Source organism: Bacillus pumilus, assembly GCF_009937765.1.
In the GTDB taxonomy this organism is placed as follows: Bacteria; Bacillota; Bacilli; order Bacillales; family Bacillaceae; genus Bacillus; species Bacillus pumilus_O.
In genome coordinates, this window is record NZ_CP047089.1 from 1,229,274 (window position 1) to 1,245,311 (window position 16,038).

At 43.1% G+C, this 16,038-nt stretch carries 18 protein-coding genes; 13 read left to right on the forward strand and 5 right to left on the reverse strand.

All coding sequences use genetic code 11. From position 1 onward, the window contains the following. Positions 1–31: 31 nt before the first annotated feature. Together GPS65_RS05900 and GPS65_RS05905 are read left to right on the forward strand one after the other, a co-directional pair. A complete protein-coding gene (locus GPS65_RS05900; RefSeq protein WP_012008935.1) occupies positions 32–1,780 on the forward strand; it encodes a methyl-accepting chemotaxis protein in 1,749 nt (582 codons plus the stop codon). A gap of 226 nt (positions 1,781–2,006) precedes the next feature. After that, entirely contained in the window at positions 2,007–2,399 is a 393-nt protein-coding gene (locus GPS65_RS05905; RefSeq protein WP_119124415.1) for a RidA family protein, read from the forward strand. Between the two features lie 31 nt (positions 2,400–2,430). Here GPS65_RS05905 and GPS65_RS05910 read toward each other — a convergent pair whose 3' ends face one another. Genes GPS65_RS05910 through GPS65_RS05920 form a run of 3 tightly spaced genes read right to left on the reverse strand, consistent with a single transcriptional unit; the run spans position 2,431 to position 3,391 of the window. Continuing rightward, positions 2,431–2,670 (reverse strand): DUF2651 family protein, encoded by a 240-nt coding sequence (locus GPS65_RS05910; RefSeq protein WP_012008937.1) that lies wholly within the window; start codon positions 2,668–2,670, stop codon positions 2,431–2,433. Between the two features lie 25 nt (positions 2,671–2,695). After that, positions 2,696–2,989, reverse strand: a complete 294-nt coding sequence (locus GPS65_RS05915; RefSeq protein ID WP_012008938.1) for a DUF5316 domain-containing protein — start codon at positions 2,987–2,989, stop codon at positions 2,696–2,698. Positions 2,990–3,013: 24 nt separating this feature from the next. Next, the gene (locus GPS65_RS05920; RefSeq protein ID WP_012008939.1) at positions 3,014–3,391 is read right to left on the reverse strand and encodes a VOC family protein; all 378 of its coding nucleotides are present in this window, start codon (positions 3,389–3,391) and stop codon (positions 3,014–3,016) included. Between the two features lie 184 nt (positions 3,392–3,575). Between GPS65_RS05920 and GPS65_RS05925 the strand changes: the two genes are divergently transcribed. From GPS65_RS05925 to GPS65_RS05960, 8 genes are all read left to right on the forward strand, one after another. Further along, on the forward strand, positions 3,576–3,845 hold the full coding sequence (locus GPS65_RS05925; protein WP_012008940.1) for an excalibur calcium-binding domain-containing protein: 270 nt from the start codon (positions 3,576–3,578) through the stop codon (positions 3,843–3,845). Between the two features lie 103 nt (positions 3,846–3,948). After that, positions 3,949–4,728, forward strand: coding sequence for a Cof-type HAD-IIB family hydrolase (locus GPS65_RS05930; RefSeq protein ID WP_372585407.1), 780 nt, complete (start codon positions 3,949–3,951; stop codon positions 4,726–4,728). A 170-nt stretch (positions 4,729–4,898) separates the two neighbouring features. After that, positions 4,899–5,657, forward strand: coding sequence for a LamB/YcsF family protein (locus GPS65_RS05935; protein WP_119124416.1), 759 nt, complete (start codon positions 4,899–4,901; stop codon positions 5,655–5,657). A 26-nt stretch (positions 5,658–5,683) separates the two neighbouring features. After that, on the forward strand, positions 5,684–6,901 hold the full coding sequence (locus GPS65_RS05940) for an NRAMP family divalent metal transporter (protein WP_088004184.1): 1,218 nt from the start codon (positions 5,684–5,686) through the stop codon (positions 6,899–6,901). 5 nt (positions 6,902–6,906) lie between these two features. Next, entirely contained in the window at positions 6,907–7,698 is a 792-nt protein-coding gene (locus GPS65_RS05945; RefSeq protein WP_119124417.1) for a putative hydro-lyase, read from the forward strand. An 18-nt stretch (positions 7,699–7,716) separates the two neighbouring features. Continuing rightward, positions 7,717–8,463 (forward strand): 5-oxoprolinase subunit PxpB, encoded by a 747-nt coding sequence (pxpB, locus tag GPS65_RS05950; protein WP_119124418.1) that lies wholly within the window; start codon positions 7,717–7,719, stop codon positions 8,461–8,463. Continuing rightward, on the forward strand, positions 8,460–9,473 hold the full coding sequence (locus GPS65_RS05955; protein ID WP_144457031.1) for a 5-oxoprolinase subunit C family protein: 1,014 nt from the start codon (positions 8,460–8,462) through the stop codon (positions 9,471–9,473). Before pxpB ends, GPS65_RS05955 begins: the two co-directional genes overlap by 4 nt. 15 nt (positions 9,474–9,488) lie before the next feature. After that, on the forward strand, positions 9,489–10,250 hold the full coding sequence (locus tag GPS65_RS05960) for an IclR family transcriptional regulator (protein WP_012008947.1): 762 nt from the start codon (positions 9,489–9,491) through the stop codon (positions 10,248–10,250). A gap of 45 nt (positions 10,251–10,295) precedes the next feature. Here the strand turns inward: GPS65_RS05960 and GPS65_RS05965 are convergent, their stop codons facing one another. Beyond that, positions 10,296–10,931, reverse strand: a complete 636-nt coding sequence (locus GPS65_RS05965) for an FMN-dependent NADH-azoreductase (protein ID WP_003214444.1) — start codon at positions 10,929–10,931, stop codon at positions 10,296–10,298. Between the two features lie 403 nt (positions 10,932–11,334). Here GPS65_RS05965 and GPS65_RS05970 point away from each other — a divergent pair, with 403 nt between their 5' ends. The 3 genes from GPS65_RS05970 to GPS65_RS05980 all read left to right on the forward strand — a co-directional run bounded on the left by GPS65_RS05970 (position 11,335) and on the right by GPS65_RS05980 (position 15,354). After that, positions 11,335–11,967, forward strand: coding sequence for a GDSL-type esterase/lipase family protein (locus tag GPS65_RS05970; protein WP_012008948.1), 633 nt, complete (start codon positions 11,335–11,337; stop codon positions 11,965–11,967). An 89-nt stretch (positions 11,968–12,056) separates the two neighbouring features. Then, positions 12,057–13,136: a C45 family autoproteolytic acyltransferase/hydrolase gene (locus GPS65_RS05975; RefSeq protein WP_012008949.1), complete on the forward strand. Its 1,080-nt coding sequence runs from the start codon at positions 12,057–12,059 to the stop codon at positions 13,134–13,136. A 130-nt stretch (positions 13,137–13,266) separates the two neighbouring features. Beyond that, positions 13,267–15,354, forward strand: coding sequence for a BglG family transcription antiterminator (locus GPS65_RS05980; protein ID WP_012008950.1), 2,088 nt, complete (start codon positions 13,267–13,269; stop codon positions 15,352–15,354). Positions 15,355–15,371: 17 nt separating this feature from the next. On the opposite strand, the gene GPS65_RS05985 is transcribed toward GPS65_RS05980, so the two are convergent. Beyond that, on the reverse strand, positions 15,372–15,983 hold the full coding sequence (locus GPS65_RS05985) for a class I SAM-dependent methyltransferase (protein WP_041815174.1): 612 nt from the start codon (positions 15,981–15,983) through the stop codon (positions 15,372–15,374). Positions 15,984–16,038: the final 55 nt, after the last annotated feature.

Genomic DNA, 16,038 nt, shown 5'->3' on the forward strand with positions numbered 1-16,038 from the left:
GACGATATATGAAGTAAGGGGGAATTTGTATATGAAAAGGAAAATGTTTGCATCAAGGAGTGTCTTTTTTCAATTAATGTCTGCCATTATCGTCATCACGATCTTAACCGGTGGACTTGTTGGGACAACGGGGTATTTGTTAGCGAAACATGTCTTAATTGATGCGGGGAAAGCAGATTTAAAGCACATCGTTAGCGGAGCAATGGCAACGCTTGAACAGTTGAATGATCGTGTAGAGAAAAAAGAACTGACGCTTGAACAGGCGCAGGAACAAGCCCGTATTTACTTGAGCGGTCCTAAAAATGACAACGGGAAAGGGTACCAATTTCAAAAGTCAGATTTTATCTATAAAAATAAAGGCTATCTTGTCGCATATGGAGCAGATTATTCCTCTCAAGTCCATCCCGTCAATGACATTGGCGTCATTCCAGATAACACGACCAATCGTGAAAAAATGGTCGCTGGAGCCAAATCAGAAGGTGAGGATGCACACTATGTGACCTATTTAGATAAGGACGATGCCACTGGGGAAGAAAAGCAAAAGCTTGCCTATATGAGCCAGTTCGCGCCATGGAATTGGAGTATCGGTATCGCCGTCTTTCAGGATGAATTTTATAAAGAATTAGAGCAGATGAAGCTCTATATGATGCTCATTACAGCAGGTGTCGCCCTTCTCAGTCTTGGCGTCTTTTATTTAGCTGCTCGAGGAAAGGTCAGACTGCTCAAGCAAGTCACTGCTGCTTCAAAAGAAATTGCGGCGGGAAATCTTGAACGAACAAGTTTAAAAGAAACAACAGATGAAATTGGACAGCTGGCAAAAGGCTTTAATCATATGTCAGGAGAACTCCGGACACTTGTCAGCGGTCTACAGGAGACGAGCAGTCAACTCGTCGAATCAGCGACAGATTTATCAGCGATATCTGAAGAAACCTCAGCAAGCAGTGAGGAGATTGGACGAGCGATTGGTGACATATCGACTGGAACACTTCATCAGGCATCTGACCTTGATGTAGCCAATCAACAAATGACCCAGTTCAATCAATCCATTGAGAACGTCAAAGAACAAAGTGACCAAATTAAACGAATCTCTGACCAATCGAGTCAATCGTCGCAGCAGGGTCAGCAAATTGTTCAGCAATTAAAACAATCAAATGAACAGTCCATACAAGCGTCTCAAGGGATTAGAGTAGGCATTGAGCAATTAAGTACAAAAGTACAGGATATCTCTAAAATTACAGATACAATTGAAAGCATTTCAAATGAGACGAATTTACTTGCGCTGAATGCCAGTATTGAAGCAGCACGCGCAGGAGAGCACGGCAAGGGCTTCTCGGTTGTGGCGAGTGAAGTGCGGAATTTAGCTGAGCAGACAAAACAGTCAGCAGTGCAAATTCAGCAAATGGTACAAGGCATTAAAGAAGAAACGACAGCAACAGCCGGCATGATGTCAAACACAATGGATCGTTTTGCTGAGTTAGATAAAGCGGTACATGCGACAGAACATGAATTCAATGCCATCTCTACGTCGATTTCACAAACCATCGTTGAAACAGACGCAATGGCAAAAGAACTGAATGCATTGCTTGAGCAAAACGACCTCATCACTAAAGCCATGCAAGGCGCAGCCCATATTTCTCAAGAAAGTGCTGCTGCAATTGAAGAGATCACCGCATCTACAGACGAACAAGTGACAGCGATCTCCAATGTGGCAAAAGCAGCAGAAAGACTCAATGAACTAAGCATCCGATTGAATCACGATATTGCGCGTTATCGTCTATAAACGATTTTGACTGAACGTCTCTTGTCAGGTACTATATAAAGAATCAAAACCTTGCTCACGCAATCAAAAGGAGTGGTCCGGTCATGAAAAAGAAAATATTGATGTTCTTACCTTGTGGCTATGGATACTCCACTGCTGTTTTCTTTTAGGATAGATAGAAATTGGTGAAGTCTGTCTACATGAAGAGAAATCTAGCAGAAAAATCAAAGTGAGTGAGGGAAATCAAATGGAAAAAATCACGAGGAAAAACCCAGAAAGTATGCCGAAGCCCGTTGGCAACTATAGTCATATCACACGAGTACCAAAGGGCGCGGGTTTATTTGTTACATCCGGTCAAGTCGGAACAGATATCGATGGACAAGTACCATCAAGTTTAAACGACCAGGTAACCAATACGTTTGAAAATATCAAAAAAATTCTTGAATCAGAAGGATTGAATGAAGAGCATGTCATCAAGGTCAATATATGGGCTACGGAAGAAATCGACTGGGATCATCTATATCCTCAGTGGGATACGATCTTTAAAACAGCTTACCCATCAATGACGGTTGCTTATGTATCAGCTTTAGGATGGCCTGAGCTGAAAATTGAAATTGAGCTATGGTGCGCCGATATATGATCAAAAAAAGAACAGTGCAAGCTGTTCTTTTTTACTTGAACCGAAACCGCTTTGTCATCCATGCAGCGATCAACGTAAAGACGGTGTAGATGATGACCCAAATAAGAAAGGATTCATTCCCGCCAATGGATGTGTACATGAGAATGACACTGGCTAACAGGACAATCAAAGTCGGCATCCAAACATTCTTCAAAAGCATTGTGCCAAAAATCCCAATCAGCACAGAAAGAATAGGGAAGCCAAATACAACGAATAAAATAAAAACAGCCATATGACAAACTCCTTTGAACAAGTGTTTACATGAAAAAATAAAAGATCGACACTGCCATGTGCGGAAGTGCAAAGATCATCATGAGAAAGGCCGTATCAAGACGCCACATGCGGTGCTCTTTCGTTTCAGAATGATAGGCGGCTCTTGTCTCATCTCCGCTTGTCCAAGCTCCCATTAGAAGCCCAGATATCATGATGCCGATCATAGAGATTCCACCACTGATCCATCCTATCCACTCATGGTGCTGCAAAATCATAGCGGCACTGCAAATGACAATCATTGAGCACACACCGGCGATAAAGGCATGTTTATTTCTCATGTTGTTCACACCCTTCAAAGAAAATTAGGAGACGGCATCACATATTTCAATGAAATGACCATCAGGATCAGCGACATAAGCGACGGTTTGCCCCCATGGTTTTTTTGCAGGTTCTTTAATGATCGAAACCCCTTTTTCCTTCATTGATGCAATGGTTTGTTCCACATCATCCACAACAAACCCAATTTCAAACGTTTGAGAGCCTTGATTGGCTTCTGGGACAGGTAATCCAAGCGCATCTTTGACATCCTGACGTGAGTTAATTGATAAGGTCACATCTCCAGTATCAAACTCAACATAGGATTCAACTCTGAGTTTCATAGGAAAGCCAAGTACATGTTGATAAAAATGAATACTTGCCTCAACATCGTTTACATATAGAATGGTATATTTCATTTTCATGTGGAAAACTCCTCTCTTCATATACGTGTCAAAACCGGAAAGGTTTCCCACTCAGTGTACCATATAGGAAATAAAGCGCGCTTTATTCCAAAAAAATCAATATATTTAGATCAATAGTCTTGAAAAACAAAAAGTGGTGACATATGATAAAAATGTAAAAATAGAAAAAATAGGGGGATTATTCATGTTGAAAAAAATCATGGTAGCTGTCTTGTCCTTAGGTCTTTTACTAAGCGTTACACAAGTCGACACCCACACTGCAGATGCAAAAACAGTCAAGTCCTACAAAAACTGCAAAGCGCTGAACAAAGTCTATAAAGGCGGCGTGGCAAAAAGCAAAAACACGAAAAACAAAGGCGGCAAAACAAAATACAAGCCGTATGCATCAAAAGCACTTTATCTTAAAAATAAGCACCTTGACCGTGATAAAGACGGCATTGCATGTGAACGCTAAGCCAATCTTAAGAGACCTGTAACCAGGTCTTTTTTCTATAGGATCAAACTCGTCCCTTTGTGCCATCTTCCTCTTTATATTAAAATAAAGATAGTTACAAAAAATGATACAAAGTGGGGTACTCAATTTGTCCATACAAGCTGATAAGAAAGACATCCGATTGATTGCCATTGATATGGATGGCACGCTGTTAAACAGTGAACACGTCATTCCAGAGGAAAACAAACAAGCCATTAAAGATGCTGAAGCAAAAGGAGTCCATGTGGTGATTAGCACAGGTCGTACACTGATGACATGCCGAGAGCTCGTTGAGCCGCTTAAGCTGTCTTCTTACCTTGTGACAGCAAATGGAAGTGAAATCTGGGATTCAAACTTCCAATTGATCGAACGAGATCTGCTGCATCCTGATCATGTCCAAATGATGTGGGATCTAAAAAACAGGTACGAAACCGATTACTGGGCTTCCACTGTGGATAAGGTGTGGAGAGGTGAATTCCCAGAACGAATTCATGACCATGAATGGTTGAAATTTGGCTTTGATATTCATGATGATGACGTTCGTGAGGAAGTACTCAATACATTGAAAACAAATGAGCATCTAGAAATCACAAATTCAAGTCCGACCAATATTGAAGTCAATGCAGCGGGCATTAACAAAGCGGCAGCTCTTGCAAAGGTAGCGGAACGCATTGGCTGTACGATGGACAATGTCATGTCACTTGGCGACAGCCTAAATGATATGGCCATGATCCAAGAAGCCGGATTAGGCATTGCGATGGGAAATGCGCAAGAAGTGGTAAAAGAAGCCGCTGATTGGATTACAGCTCCTAACACAGAGCATGGTGTAGCAAAGGCGATCCAGCATTGGGTGCTGTCTAAATAAATAAAAAAACGAACGAGAGGTGAAATCCTCTCGTTTTTTTATTTCTCCTAGTTCTATTGTTATATTTTCTAACAATGTCATGTGCAATCTAGTCAAAATTGATATAATCAATATAAATTCGAATATTCGGACTTTATGTTCCGTTATTCGGAACAACAAGGAGGGATCCTATGTATCAAGTAGATATCAACTGTGATTTGGGAGAAAGCTTTGGTCCATATACAATCGGTTCAGATGAACAAATTTTAGAATATGTCACCTCAGCCAACATCGCTTGCGGTTTTCATGCAGGAGATCCCACGGTGATGAGAAAAACCGTCAGAATGGCACTAGATAAAGGGGTACAAATTGGTGCGCATCCGGGTCTGCAAGATTTAGTCGGCTTTGGCAGACGTCCACTAGCGATTTCAGCAGAGGAAGCCTATGATCTCGTCGTCTATCAAATTGGCGCTCTATCAGCCTTTCTCAAGGCAGAAGGCGGATCGATGCAGCATGTCAAGCCACATGGTGCACTGTACAACATGGCGGCTAAAAATACTGAATTATCTGAATCTATTGCGAAGGCTGTGTATCATGTCGATCCAAGTCTTGTATTATACGGGCTTTCAGGCAGTGAACTTGCGTTAGCAGGTGAGAGAATGGGTCTTCAAGTGGCACATGAAGTGTTTTCTGATCGAACCTATCAAACAGACGGGACGCTGACATCACGCCGTGAACCACATGCACTCATTGAAGACGATGAACTGGCAGTTCAGCAGGTTGTTCGTATGGTGAGGGAAGGGAAGGTTCATACCGTTCAAGGGGAAGATATCTCGCTTAAAGCAGATACGGTTTGTATACACGGAGACGGCATTCATGCGCTCCAATTTGCCAAAACCATTACATCTAAACTGAAAGAAGCCGGCATTCGTCTCAAGGCCTTTCAATAAAAGTCGTCATCAAAGGGGGAAACATCATGAAAAAACAGGAAGTGAAGTACACGAAGGCATCAAAGGGGAACCGGTCTATGCTCATGGGCGCAGCCTTTTTAATGGCGACTTCCGCCATCGGACCGGGATTTTTAACACAAACGACTGTCTTCACGCAGCAGCTTGCGGCTAGCTTTGGATTTGTTATTCTCATCTCTATTTTGTTAGATATTTTTGCGCAAACCAATGTATGGCGCATCATCGCTGTGTCAGAAAAACGAGGGCAGGATATTGCAAATATGGTTCTGCCGGGTCTCGGATATGTACTGGCTGTTTTGATTGTCATGGGAGGGCTTGCCTTTAACATCGGAAATATCGCTGGTGCTGGTCTCGGTTTTCAGGTGATCACAGGAATTGATCCGCGAATTGGAGCAGCTATCAGTGCGGTTATTGCGATTCTGATCTTTGTGATCAAAGAGGCTGGAAAAGCAATGGACCGTTTCACACAGATAGCGGGCTTTGTCATGATCGGCTTGATGCTGTATGTGGCGATTTCAACAGCACCGCCTGTTGGGGAAGCGGCACTCAGAACCTTTGTCCCAAAAGAAATTGATATTTTATCGATTGTGACACTTGTCGGTGGGACAGTTGGCGGCTATATCGTTTTTGCTGGTGGACATCGTCTATTAGATGCTGGAATTAAAGGGAAGGATGCACTTCCTCAGGTGACCAAAAGCTCTGTTTTCGGCATCCTGATTACATCTGTGATGCGTGTCGCTTTATTTTTAGCCGTGCTAGGAGTGGTCTCAAAGGGCTTACAAATTGATCCGGCGAATCCGCCTGCTTCTGTATTCCAGTTAGCGTCTGGAAATGTTGGTTATAAAATGTTCGGGATCATTATGTGGGCAGCGGCCATTACATCGGTTATTGGAGCGGCTTACACGTCTGTTTCCTTCTTTAAAACCTTCTCACCAAAAATTGAGCAAAATCAACGTGGCATTATCATCGGTTTTATTGCTCTCTCGACTATTTGTTTTGTCACGATTGGACGACCTGTGAACATATTAGTTTTAGTTGGGGCGATCAATGCATTGATTTTACCTCTCGCACTTGGCACCTTGCTGGTAGCGGCTTATAAGAAAGACATTGTCGGGGATTATCGACATCCATTCTTTTTGACAGTATCAGGCGCATTTGTCGTTGTCATCATGGCATTGATGGGCGGGTATACCATTATCAATGAAATTCCAAAACTATGGAGCTGAATCGAATGAATATCTATCAAACATACGAGCCTTCACAGATCAGAGAGTTGATTCGTAAAAAAGAAATCACAGGACCAACGGCTGGTTTAGCAGAGGGATATGCTCAAGCCAATTTAATGATCGTCAAAAAAGAACTTGCCTTTGATTTTCTGTTGTTTTGTCAGCGTAATCCGGCTGCATGCCCCTTGCTTGATGTACTGGAGCCGGGTGATCCCGTGCCGAGAAAGTCAGCGCCCAAAGCGGATATTCGTACGGATTTTCCTAAATACCGTATTTACAGAAAGGGAATTCTTCAAGAAGAGGTGTCAGATATCTCTGCATATTGGGAGGATGATATGGTTGCCTTTCTCATCGGTTGCAGTTTTACGTTTGAGCATGCGCTCATGCTGAATGATATCCCTGTTCGCCATATTGAAAATGGTCATAACGTTCCGATGTATCAAACGAATATCGCTTGTGAAAGGGCGGGGGTATTTCATGGCCCGATGGTTGTCAGCATGAGGCCCATTCCGGCGCATCAGATCACAAGGAGTGTACAAGTGACATCTAGATTCCCATCAGTTCACGGCGGTCCCATCCATATAGGTGACCCAGCGATGATTGGAATTGCCAATGTGGATCAGCCGGACTTTGGAGAACCATCTATGATTAAAGAAGGAGAGGTCCCGGTGTTTTGGGCATGTGGTGTGACGCCGCAAGCCATCGTCATGCATACAAAACCAGAGATTGCGATTACCCATGCACCTGGCCATATGTTCATCACAGATCAACGAGATCAACAGCTCGGTGTGCTTTAGAAAGAGAGGGGTCCTCAAGTGGCATTTTCAACGATAAAAGATTCTTTCACCTTTCACCCGCTAGGAGATGCAGCGATCGTGATTCAAGCAGGAACAGACATATGTGAAGAAATTCATGAGCGCGTTGTGCAGTTGTTTTCATGTATTGAACAACATCCATTTGACGGATATGTGGAAGCTGTTCAAGCCTTTACAAACGTGACTGTTTTTTACGAGCCGTATACCGTTTATCAATCGGCGTCTCTTCAACAACAAGACGTATCTCCTTATGAATGGGTGAAAAGCTATATTGAAACACTCCTTGAAGAGAAATGGCAGGAAGGGACTCAGGGGAAGCGTCGCACCATCGACATACCGGTCTGTTACGGAGGAGAGCTGGGCCCTGATTTAAAAGAAGTCGCCCGGATCAATCGTTTAACACCAGAGGAAGTCGTGCGTATTCATACCGCAGGGAAGTATCTTGTCTATATGATTGGGTTTGCCCCAGGGTTTCCGTTTTTAGGCGGGCTGTCTGAAAAGATCGCAGCCCCGCGCAGAGAAACACCGAGAATGTCCATTCCAAAAGGATCTGTCGGCATTGCGGGAAAGCAGACCGGCGTTTACCCGATTTCCACACCTGGCGGCTGGCAGCTCATTGGACAAACTCCGCTGCCACTCTTTCGTCCAGACGAAAAAGTCCCAAGTTTATTGAGAGCAGGAGACGAAGTCAGATTTGTCCAAATGTCTGAAAAGGAATTTTTCAGCATGAAGGAGGCAGAACGTTGAGTATTCATGTCATCAAGCCAGGAATGTTCACAACCATTCAAGATAAAGGACGGAAAGGCTATCAAAAGTATGGCGTCTTAACGAGCGGCGGTATGGATGCGCTCTCGCTTAGAATTGCCAACATTCTCACAGGCAACGAGGAAAGCGAAGCCGTACTGGAAATCACATTAATGGGGCCGGGCCCTGTGTTGACGTGTCAAAAGGATGCGCTTATTGCAGTGACTGGCGCTGATGTGGAGATCGATATTGATGGAGAGCCAGCTCCTTTATGGAAACCATTCTTTGTTCGATCAGGAAGCACGCTCACCTTTGGGCCTTGTAAGAGGGGCTGCCGCTCTTACCTTGCTGTGGCAGGTGGATTTGATGTGGAGCCGATCATGGAGAGCAAAAGCACCTACGTGAGAGCAGGAATCGGTGGGCTGAACGGACGCCCGCTTGAAAAAGGAGACACCCTATCTATTGGAAAGCCTTCACTCGTAGCGAATCGATTGTCTAATAGACTCAAAAGCCATCTGAAACAGGCGGCGTACAGCGCACCTGATTGGACTGTCAGTCATACGCATTTTTTACCGCTGCGAAAATCGCCCGTGATTCGTGTGCTACCAGGGAGACATTTTTCTTTTTTTCAAGAATCATCTCAAAGCACCTTTTTCGAACAGCCTTTTCAGGTCACGCCTCAATCAGATCGCATGGGCTGTCGTTTGAAAGGGGAGCCAGTTCAATTAAAAGAAAAGCTTGAATTGATTTCTGAGGCAGTTGCCTTTGGTTCTATTCAAATTCCTCCTGACGGGCAGCCGATTATTCTGCTGGCAGATCGGCAAACAACAGGCGGATACCCGCGGATTGGAGAAGTTGCGACGGTTGATCTATCGCTCATTTCACAAGCGATGCCTGGTGCGAATTTGTATTTTAAGCGAATCGATCATCAGGATGCAGAGCAGGCGCTATTTAAGCAAGAAGCAGAACTGAAGGAACTGGCTGCCAGAATTAAGCTAGAAGCCTTCGTTTAGAAAAAGGGGATGGACATGCAGAACACAAATAAAACCGTTGTGAAATCAATGGAGATTTTGCGGTTGTTTATCGCCCATGATCAATTAACATTGAATGAAATGATCGAGCTCTCCGGCATGCCGAAAACGTCTGTGCACCGCATGGCGAGCTCGTTAACCGATATGGGATTATTAGAAAAACATGATTCAGGTGTTTATCGGTTAGGCCTGATGTTTCTAGAATACGGTCAGCTTGTGGCGGACCGCCTTGATATTCGGAGAATTGCAAGACCATTTATGGAAGGCTTGCGGGATGAAGTGGGAGAAGCTGTCCAGCTCATCGTTCGTGAAGGAGATGAAGCCATTTACGTGGATAAAATTGAAGGGACGCAGCCTGTTCGTCTCTATACCGCCGTCGGCAGGCGCTCTCCATTATATGCAGGTGCTTGTGCAAGAAGTATTCTCTCCTTTTTACCAGAAACAGAGAGACTTGCCTATATCGATTCGATTGAACTAGGGAAAATCGGAATCGGGACCATTACAGATAAAGCGGTTCTTCGAAACATACTGGAAGAATCAAATGAGCGGGGATATACGCTAAGCTATTCGGAGCTTGAAAATTATACAGCTGCAGTTGGAGCCCCTATTTTCAATCACCTTGGAGAAGTCACAGCAGGTATTAGCATTGCAGGGTTTGAAGCAGGCTATCAAAAAGAACGTCTTCCATACTTAATAGAACAAGTCAAAAAAGCCGCAAGCGGTATCTCCAGAGAATTAGGCTTTCATCTAAACAAATAAAAAGCCAATGACCGTAAAGATCATTGGCTTTTTGCGTGCAGTTTATTAGAAAGTTTTTCCTAAAGCTTTCGCACGTTCGATTGCATCTGCTTTAATTTGCTCTGCTTTCGCAGGCTCAGCATTGTGACCTTCAACGATAAGACCTTCGAAAGAAGGAATTCCGAAGAAGCTCGCGATTGTACCAAGGTAACGGTGACCTGCTTCAAGTTCAGCAGCAGGACCTTCAGTGTAGTATCCGCCACGTGCTTGGATGTGAAGAGCTTTTTTGTCTGTTAATAATCCAACAGGACCTTGCTCAGTGTATTTGAATGTTTTACCAGCTACAGCAACAGAGTCGATGTATGCTTTAAGAACTGGTGGGAATGAGAAGTTCCAAAGTGGTGAAACAAATACATATTTGTCAGCAGAAACGAATTGATCGCTTAATTCGTTTAGACGAGCAACTTTCGCTTGCTCTTCAGCTGAAAGTGTATCGAAGCCAGCACCTGATTGCAGTTTGCCCCAGCCAGCGAATACATCTGCATCAATGTGAGGGATGTTTTCTTTGTACAAGTCGATATGTACAACCTCGTCACTTGGGTTTGCTTCCTTATAAGATTCGATAAATGCTTTAGCAGTAGCCATACTGTAAGATACTGTTTCATCATGCGGATGTGCAGTGATGTATAAAACTTTTGCCATGTTTATTCAATCCTTTCTGTTTCAGTGTTTTTTTTAGTGTATCCCAAAGATACACTGAATATGTGGCATCTTTAATCATAGTGGAATGCTATGAAAAAGATGTAACAAGCACAGTTACATAAAAACTGATATTTTCATTGTAATCACAATGTAGTTTGAAGTCAAGGTATAAAGTCTCGAAATCAAGATAAAAAGTTTGTAAATTTTTCTGGAACGCATACAGGTGCAAATTTCATCATCTAAACCTATTCTTATTGAACAAAAAATGAGTCGATCTCGCAAGTAAAGAGTTTGAAAAGACGTCTTATGAAAAAAAGATGAATGCCTCTAAGTCATCTGCTACAAGCATCTGTTCTCCGATGTCGTATATATAAGAGAAGGCAGGAGAGAGTGAGGGATAAGAGTGGGACGATCCTATGTTGCAATTGGAGATTCCTTAACAGTTGGAGTGGGGGCGCGTTTATTTGGCGGTGGATTTGCTGAGCGGTATCAGTGGATGCTTGAAAAAAAGACACATGCGCCAGTCGAGCTGTCTGTATTTGCAAAGTCAGGGTTAACAACAGATCAGATTTTACAGTTGTTCAAACGATCTAATGTGAGACGTGCTATTGCAGCAGCTAATATCATCACCATCACAGGCTGTGGGAATGATCTTGTTCAAGCGATTCAGCAGTATGAAAAGGGTGAAGATGAAACGAAACTGCTGCAAGCGACGTTGCATTGCCAAGCAAATTTCAGCAAGATGATTCAAGAAATCGCTCAGATCAAAAGAGGACAGAAGCAGTCTTATTGCGTGTATCTCATGAATTTATATAATCCTTTTCCGCAAATACCTATAGCCGGACGATGGCTTCAGCAATACAATCATCAGCTTCGCTCGCTTGCTGCAAATCCGCATGTAGAAGTCGTGGATGTGTACCGGGCGTTTGAAGGACATGAACATGAGTACTTATCGATTGATCAATTTCATCCGAATCATAAGGGATATGAAGCAATGGCAAAAATATTGTTTCAACAATCCTGTAAACAGCTGTAATCCATTGTGATTGCAGTTTTTTTCATTCTTTTAAATAAAGGAGGGTTTCGATATGATAAAAGAAACGAAGGCGCAAGAGGTGTACAGGCATGGAGGAGATCAGTGCATATTTTCATGAAATGACAGGAACCGCTTATGAAGTGGGGAAGCAGCAGGCTGTCTGGATGAAGACGCAAGGGCTACAGACCCAATACATTCGAACAGAACCGCTTGAAAAAGAGGCTTTGAAAGAAACGAAGCAGATGATTCGCCCATATCTTCCTCAGTTAGAAGAAGAGATTGCTGGTTTTTGTGATGAAATGCAACTGGAGGAGCGTTATTTGACCTTTTTCTATTCATCTCATCTACAGCCAGGCTGTTCCCACTGTGTGAGGCAGGGAAATATGGCGGCAGGTCAACAAACGGTCATGTTACGTAACTATGATTTCTCCCCGATATTTGATGATATGCGTCTTGTGACGACACATGTGAAAGGCCTGCCATATCATACAGGCTCGTCGCTGCTCTTGTTTGGCAGATCTGATGGGATGAATGAGCATGGTCTTTCTGTCACATTCTCTGCATGTGGTCCGCCGATTGGAAATGAACCCGGTTTAAAGCCTCCATCAGTTGCCGGTTTGCAAGTGTATCATGTGATACGGTCTGTTCTGGAAAGCTGTCAAACGGTTGAGGAAGCCATTTTCTCTATTCAGGAAATGCCTGTTGCCTCTAATGTTCACCTCATGTTTGCCGATCGAAAAGGAGAAGCGGCTGTGATAGAAATCATTGATGGCCGCAAAATGGTGAGAAGACCGGAGACAGGGTTTATTGCAGCCACAAATCATCCGCTTGCTGATCAAACAGCAAAAGGAATGACGAAACAGCATTCTGTTGTCAGATACGACATGTTAATGGAAGCTTTAGTACAAAGGCAATCAAGTGATTCTCTTGCGAAGCTATTCCAGACAGAATATCCTGATGGTCTGGCTGTGCACAATTATGAAGAGCTGTTTGGAACAATGCGAACCGTCATCTTTCGCCCAGAAGAAGGAACGATGGATTATTGCTTTGGCTCTCCCGTATACAATCCGACGTATTCTTTAAAAGCAGGGGGTTTACTGCCTTTCCATGAACAGAAGGTTCAATTTCATCAAAAGGATTATGGACCGTCATTTTGGAGAAACGTATAACTAGACATTGTATTTAATTTTGTCACAGCCTATGTGCCAAAGTCAGATCAACTTAAGATTGCGTCGTTTGTTGAAAGCGTTTTATATTAAAGTGTGACAATAGACCTATTTTTGCAGAAGGAGGCATTTCATGTACATAACGGCACGAGAACAGAAAATCATCAAATACATCATTCAACAAAATCGTTATGTCACCATTCGTGAGATAGCCGAATCTGTTCAGGTGAGTACAAGAACGATTCATAGAGAACTAAAATCGATTAAACCTATATTAAAGAATTATGATCTTTCATTAGATAAACAGCCGGGGAAAGGCTTGAAGGCCGTCGGCGAACAGGAGGATAAACAGCGGCTTCTTGCTCATATGTCAAATGAGGATCAAATTGAATATAGCTCTGACGAACGGAAACTCTTAATATTATGTGCACTACTTGAAGCAAAAGAACCAGTGAAATTATATACACTCGCTGCCGATTTGCAGGTTACAAATGCGACCATCAGCTATGACTTAGATGAACTGACGGAATGGATCGCGCCTTACGGTTTGCAGTTGATCCGAAAACGCGGGTATGGCATTGAATTAAAAGGACCGGAGGAAGCGAAACGAAAGATTGTCGGCAACCTTATTGTCGACCGGCTCGATATTCAATTGTTTTTAGAAACGATTGAAATGAATATCAAACATCGAACGAAAGCGACGGAAAAGGTGTTTGGCGTTGTGAGCAGAGGACAGCTGCTAAAAGTAGAACGCCTGCTTTTTCATTTAAAAAATAGACTGTCACTCTCTTTATCTGATAGCGCCTATATTGCGCTTGTCGTTCACTTAACCTATGCTATTGAACGGATTCAGCTTGGCGAAACCATTCGAATGGAAGAGGAAGAGCTGCTTGAACTAAAGCGGACGAAAGAATTTGAATCATCATTGCGAATCGCAAGAGCACTTGAACGCATGTTTAATGTCGTGATCCCCGAAGCAGAGGTTGGTTATATGACCATCCATCTGCGCAGTGCCAACCGCAGCTTTGGGGCAGAATACCGGATTGATGAAATCGAGCTGGATATCGCGATTAGAACGAAGAAACTCATTGATTTTATTTCAAATAAAACCGGCTACCATTTAAATGAGAATGATTCATTGTATGAGGGACTCGTATCTCATCTCGAACCCGCCATGAACCGTTTAAAGGAAAAGATGAGAATCTATAATCCACTTACACAACAAATTAAAAAGGACTACTTTCTACTTTTCATGGCGATTGAAGAAGGAGTCGAGCGTTTCTTTCCAGAGATTGCATTTCCAGAGGATGAAATCGCTTTTATTGTGCTTCACTTTGGCTCAGTGCTTGAAATTAAAAAAGAAGAAACGAACATTCATGCATTGGTCGTGTGTTCAAGCGGAATCGGTTCGTCCAAAATGCTCGCTTCTCGTTTAAAAAAGGAATTGCCAGAAATCGCTGAATTCGATCTGTCTTCCTTGATTGAGCTAAAAGAAATCGATGCATCAAGCTATGACATGATTGTCTCGACCGTCCCTATCCCATATGAGCATATCGATTACATCATGGTCAGTCCGCTCCTAAACGAGGATGATGCGATGCGTGTGAAGGCTCATATAAAACGAAAGATCCCTTATATCATTGAGAAAAAAAGAATGAAAGAAGCCGACAAAGAATCGGTGCAAGAATCCGTGAATATGATGGTGGTAGCAGAGCAGGTGACGAATTACATGTCTGTGATTCGTAGCATTTTGTCCCATTTTACCATCGAAAAAAGAAAGGCGATGCCGCAGCATGAGGCAACCATCAAGCAGCTGCTTCGTCAGCTTGAAGAGGAAGGATTTATCACACATGCGGATGAGGTAGCAAGTGGTTTACTAGAACGTGAACAGCAAGGTGGTTTAGGAATTCCTGGTACCGAGTTTGCTCTTTTTCATTTAAAGCATGCATTCATCAAGGAACCAATCTTTCATATGTATGATCTTGATCAGGCATACGAGGTCAAAAGCATGGATGGCGGGCAGCAGCAGATGTCAAGAATGCTCATGATGTTGGCGCCGCAAGAGCTAGGCAAGGAAGGGTCAGAAATGTTTAGTCTGATCAGTTCATCCATCATTGAAAGTGAGGAAAGCATGACGCTTTATGGTCATGGATCAAAGGAAGATATAGAACAGAAATTGCATCAGCTGTTCTATCAATTTGTAAAAGAAGCAAAATGGTAAGAAAAAAAGCCGAGCGCTTATTCGCTTCTCGGCTTTTTGGCTGTGACACAGACAGCAAGCGTTGGACGAATCTCCTCATACTCAACAGAAAAATGGTCAAACCCCGCAAACTGTAGATCATTCAATATGTTTTCACCCATCTCTTTTGTCCGACTGGCATCAGCACCTTTTTCTCTTGGCTGCATCACAATGACGAGTTTTCCGCCGGGTTTCAACGTGTGATAAAGGTTGAGCAGGCCAGTCTTTGGATCATCCCAAATCGTAAAGTTGTTCACTGACAGTACTTTGTCATACTGTTCTCCCGGCAAACGTGTTTTCTCAATTTTTCCTACATATAGACGAACTTGTTTGTCTTTTGAGCGTTTGTTGACGCGGGACTGTGCTTGCTCCTGCATGGTGGAGGAAGCATCTAGTCCATCAATGTGAAGATCGTCATAATGCTTGAGCATATGCTTGATGCTGTAGCCAGGCCCATAGCCGATTTCCAAAATGTTTTCACCATCTGACAAATCTAAATGCTGGATCGCCCATTGATTCAGTGCCTTATTTTCATTTGCCATAATAAAACCTGCGATGCTTCCGAGCCAGCCTTTTGGTCTGCTAAAGGTTTTCGAAATGGTTGACAGCATGTGAGAACGCTCCTTTTTATTGATCATGTAACCGATTTTATCCATCTTGAAACAT

Bases quoted from the DNA above. Each gene is read 5' to 3' on its own strand.
- GPS65_RS05925 (WP_012008940.1), top strand. From the start codon at position 3,576: ATGTTGAAAAAAATCATGGTAGCTGTCTTGTCCTTAGGTCTTTTACTA.
- GPS65_RS05910 (WP_012008937.1), bottom strand. From the start codon at position 2,670: ATGGCTGTTTTTATTTTATTCGTTGTATTTGGCTTCCCTATTCTTTCT.
- GPS65_RS05905 (WP_119124415.1), top strand. From the start codon at position 2,007: ATGGAAAAAATCACGAGGAAAAACCCAGAAAGTATGCCGAAGCCCGTT.
- GPS65_RS05980 (WP_012008950.1), top strand. From the start codon at position 13,267: ATGTACATAACGGCACGAGAACAGAAAATCATCAAATACATCATTCAA.
- GPS65_RS05960 (WP_012008947.1), top strand. From the start codon at position 9,489: ATGCAGAACACAAATAAAACCGTTGTGAAATCAATGGAGATTTTGCGG.
- GPS65_RS05900 (WP_012008935.1), top strand. From the start codon at position 32: ATGAAAAGGAAAATGTTTGCATCAAGGAGTGTCTTTTTTCAATTAATG.
- GPS65_RS05965 (WP_003214444.1), bottom strand. From the start codon at position 10,931: ATGGCAAAAGTTTTATACATCACTGCACATCCGCATGATGAAACAGTA.
- GPS65_RS05915 (WP_012008938.1), bottom strand. From the start codon at position 2,989: ATGAGAAATAAACATGCCTTTATCGCCGGTGTGTGCTCAATGATTGTC.
- GPS65_RS05985 (WP_041815174.1), bottom strand. From the start codon at position 15,983: ATGCTGTCAACCATTTCGAAAACCTTTAGCAGACCAAAAGGCTGGCTC.
- GPS65_RS05975 (WP_012008949.1), top strand. From the start codon at position 12,057: ATGGAGGAGATCAGTGCATATTTTCATGAAATGACAGGAACCGCTTAT.
- GPS65_RS05945 (WP_119124417.1), top strand. From the start codon at position 6,907: ATGAATATCTATCAAACATACGAGCCTTCACAGATCAGAGAGTTGATT.
- GPS65_RS05935 (WP_119124416.1), top strand. From the start codon at position 4,899: ATGTATCAAGTAGATATCAACTGTGATTTGGGAGAAAGCTTTGGTCCA.
- GPS65_RS05930 (WP_372585407.1), top strand. From the start codon at position 3,949: ATGATACAAAGTGGGGTACTCAATTTGTCCATACAAGCTGATAAGAAA.
- GPS65_RS05940 (WP_088004184.1), top strand. From the start codon at position 5,684: ATGAAAAAACAGGAAGTGAAGTACACGAAGGCATCAAAGGGGAACCGG.
- GPS65_RS05920 (WP_012008939.1), bottom strand. From the start codon at position 3,391: ATGAAAATGAAATATACCATTCTATATGTAAACGATGTTGAGGCAAGT.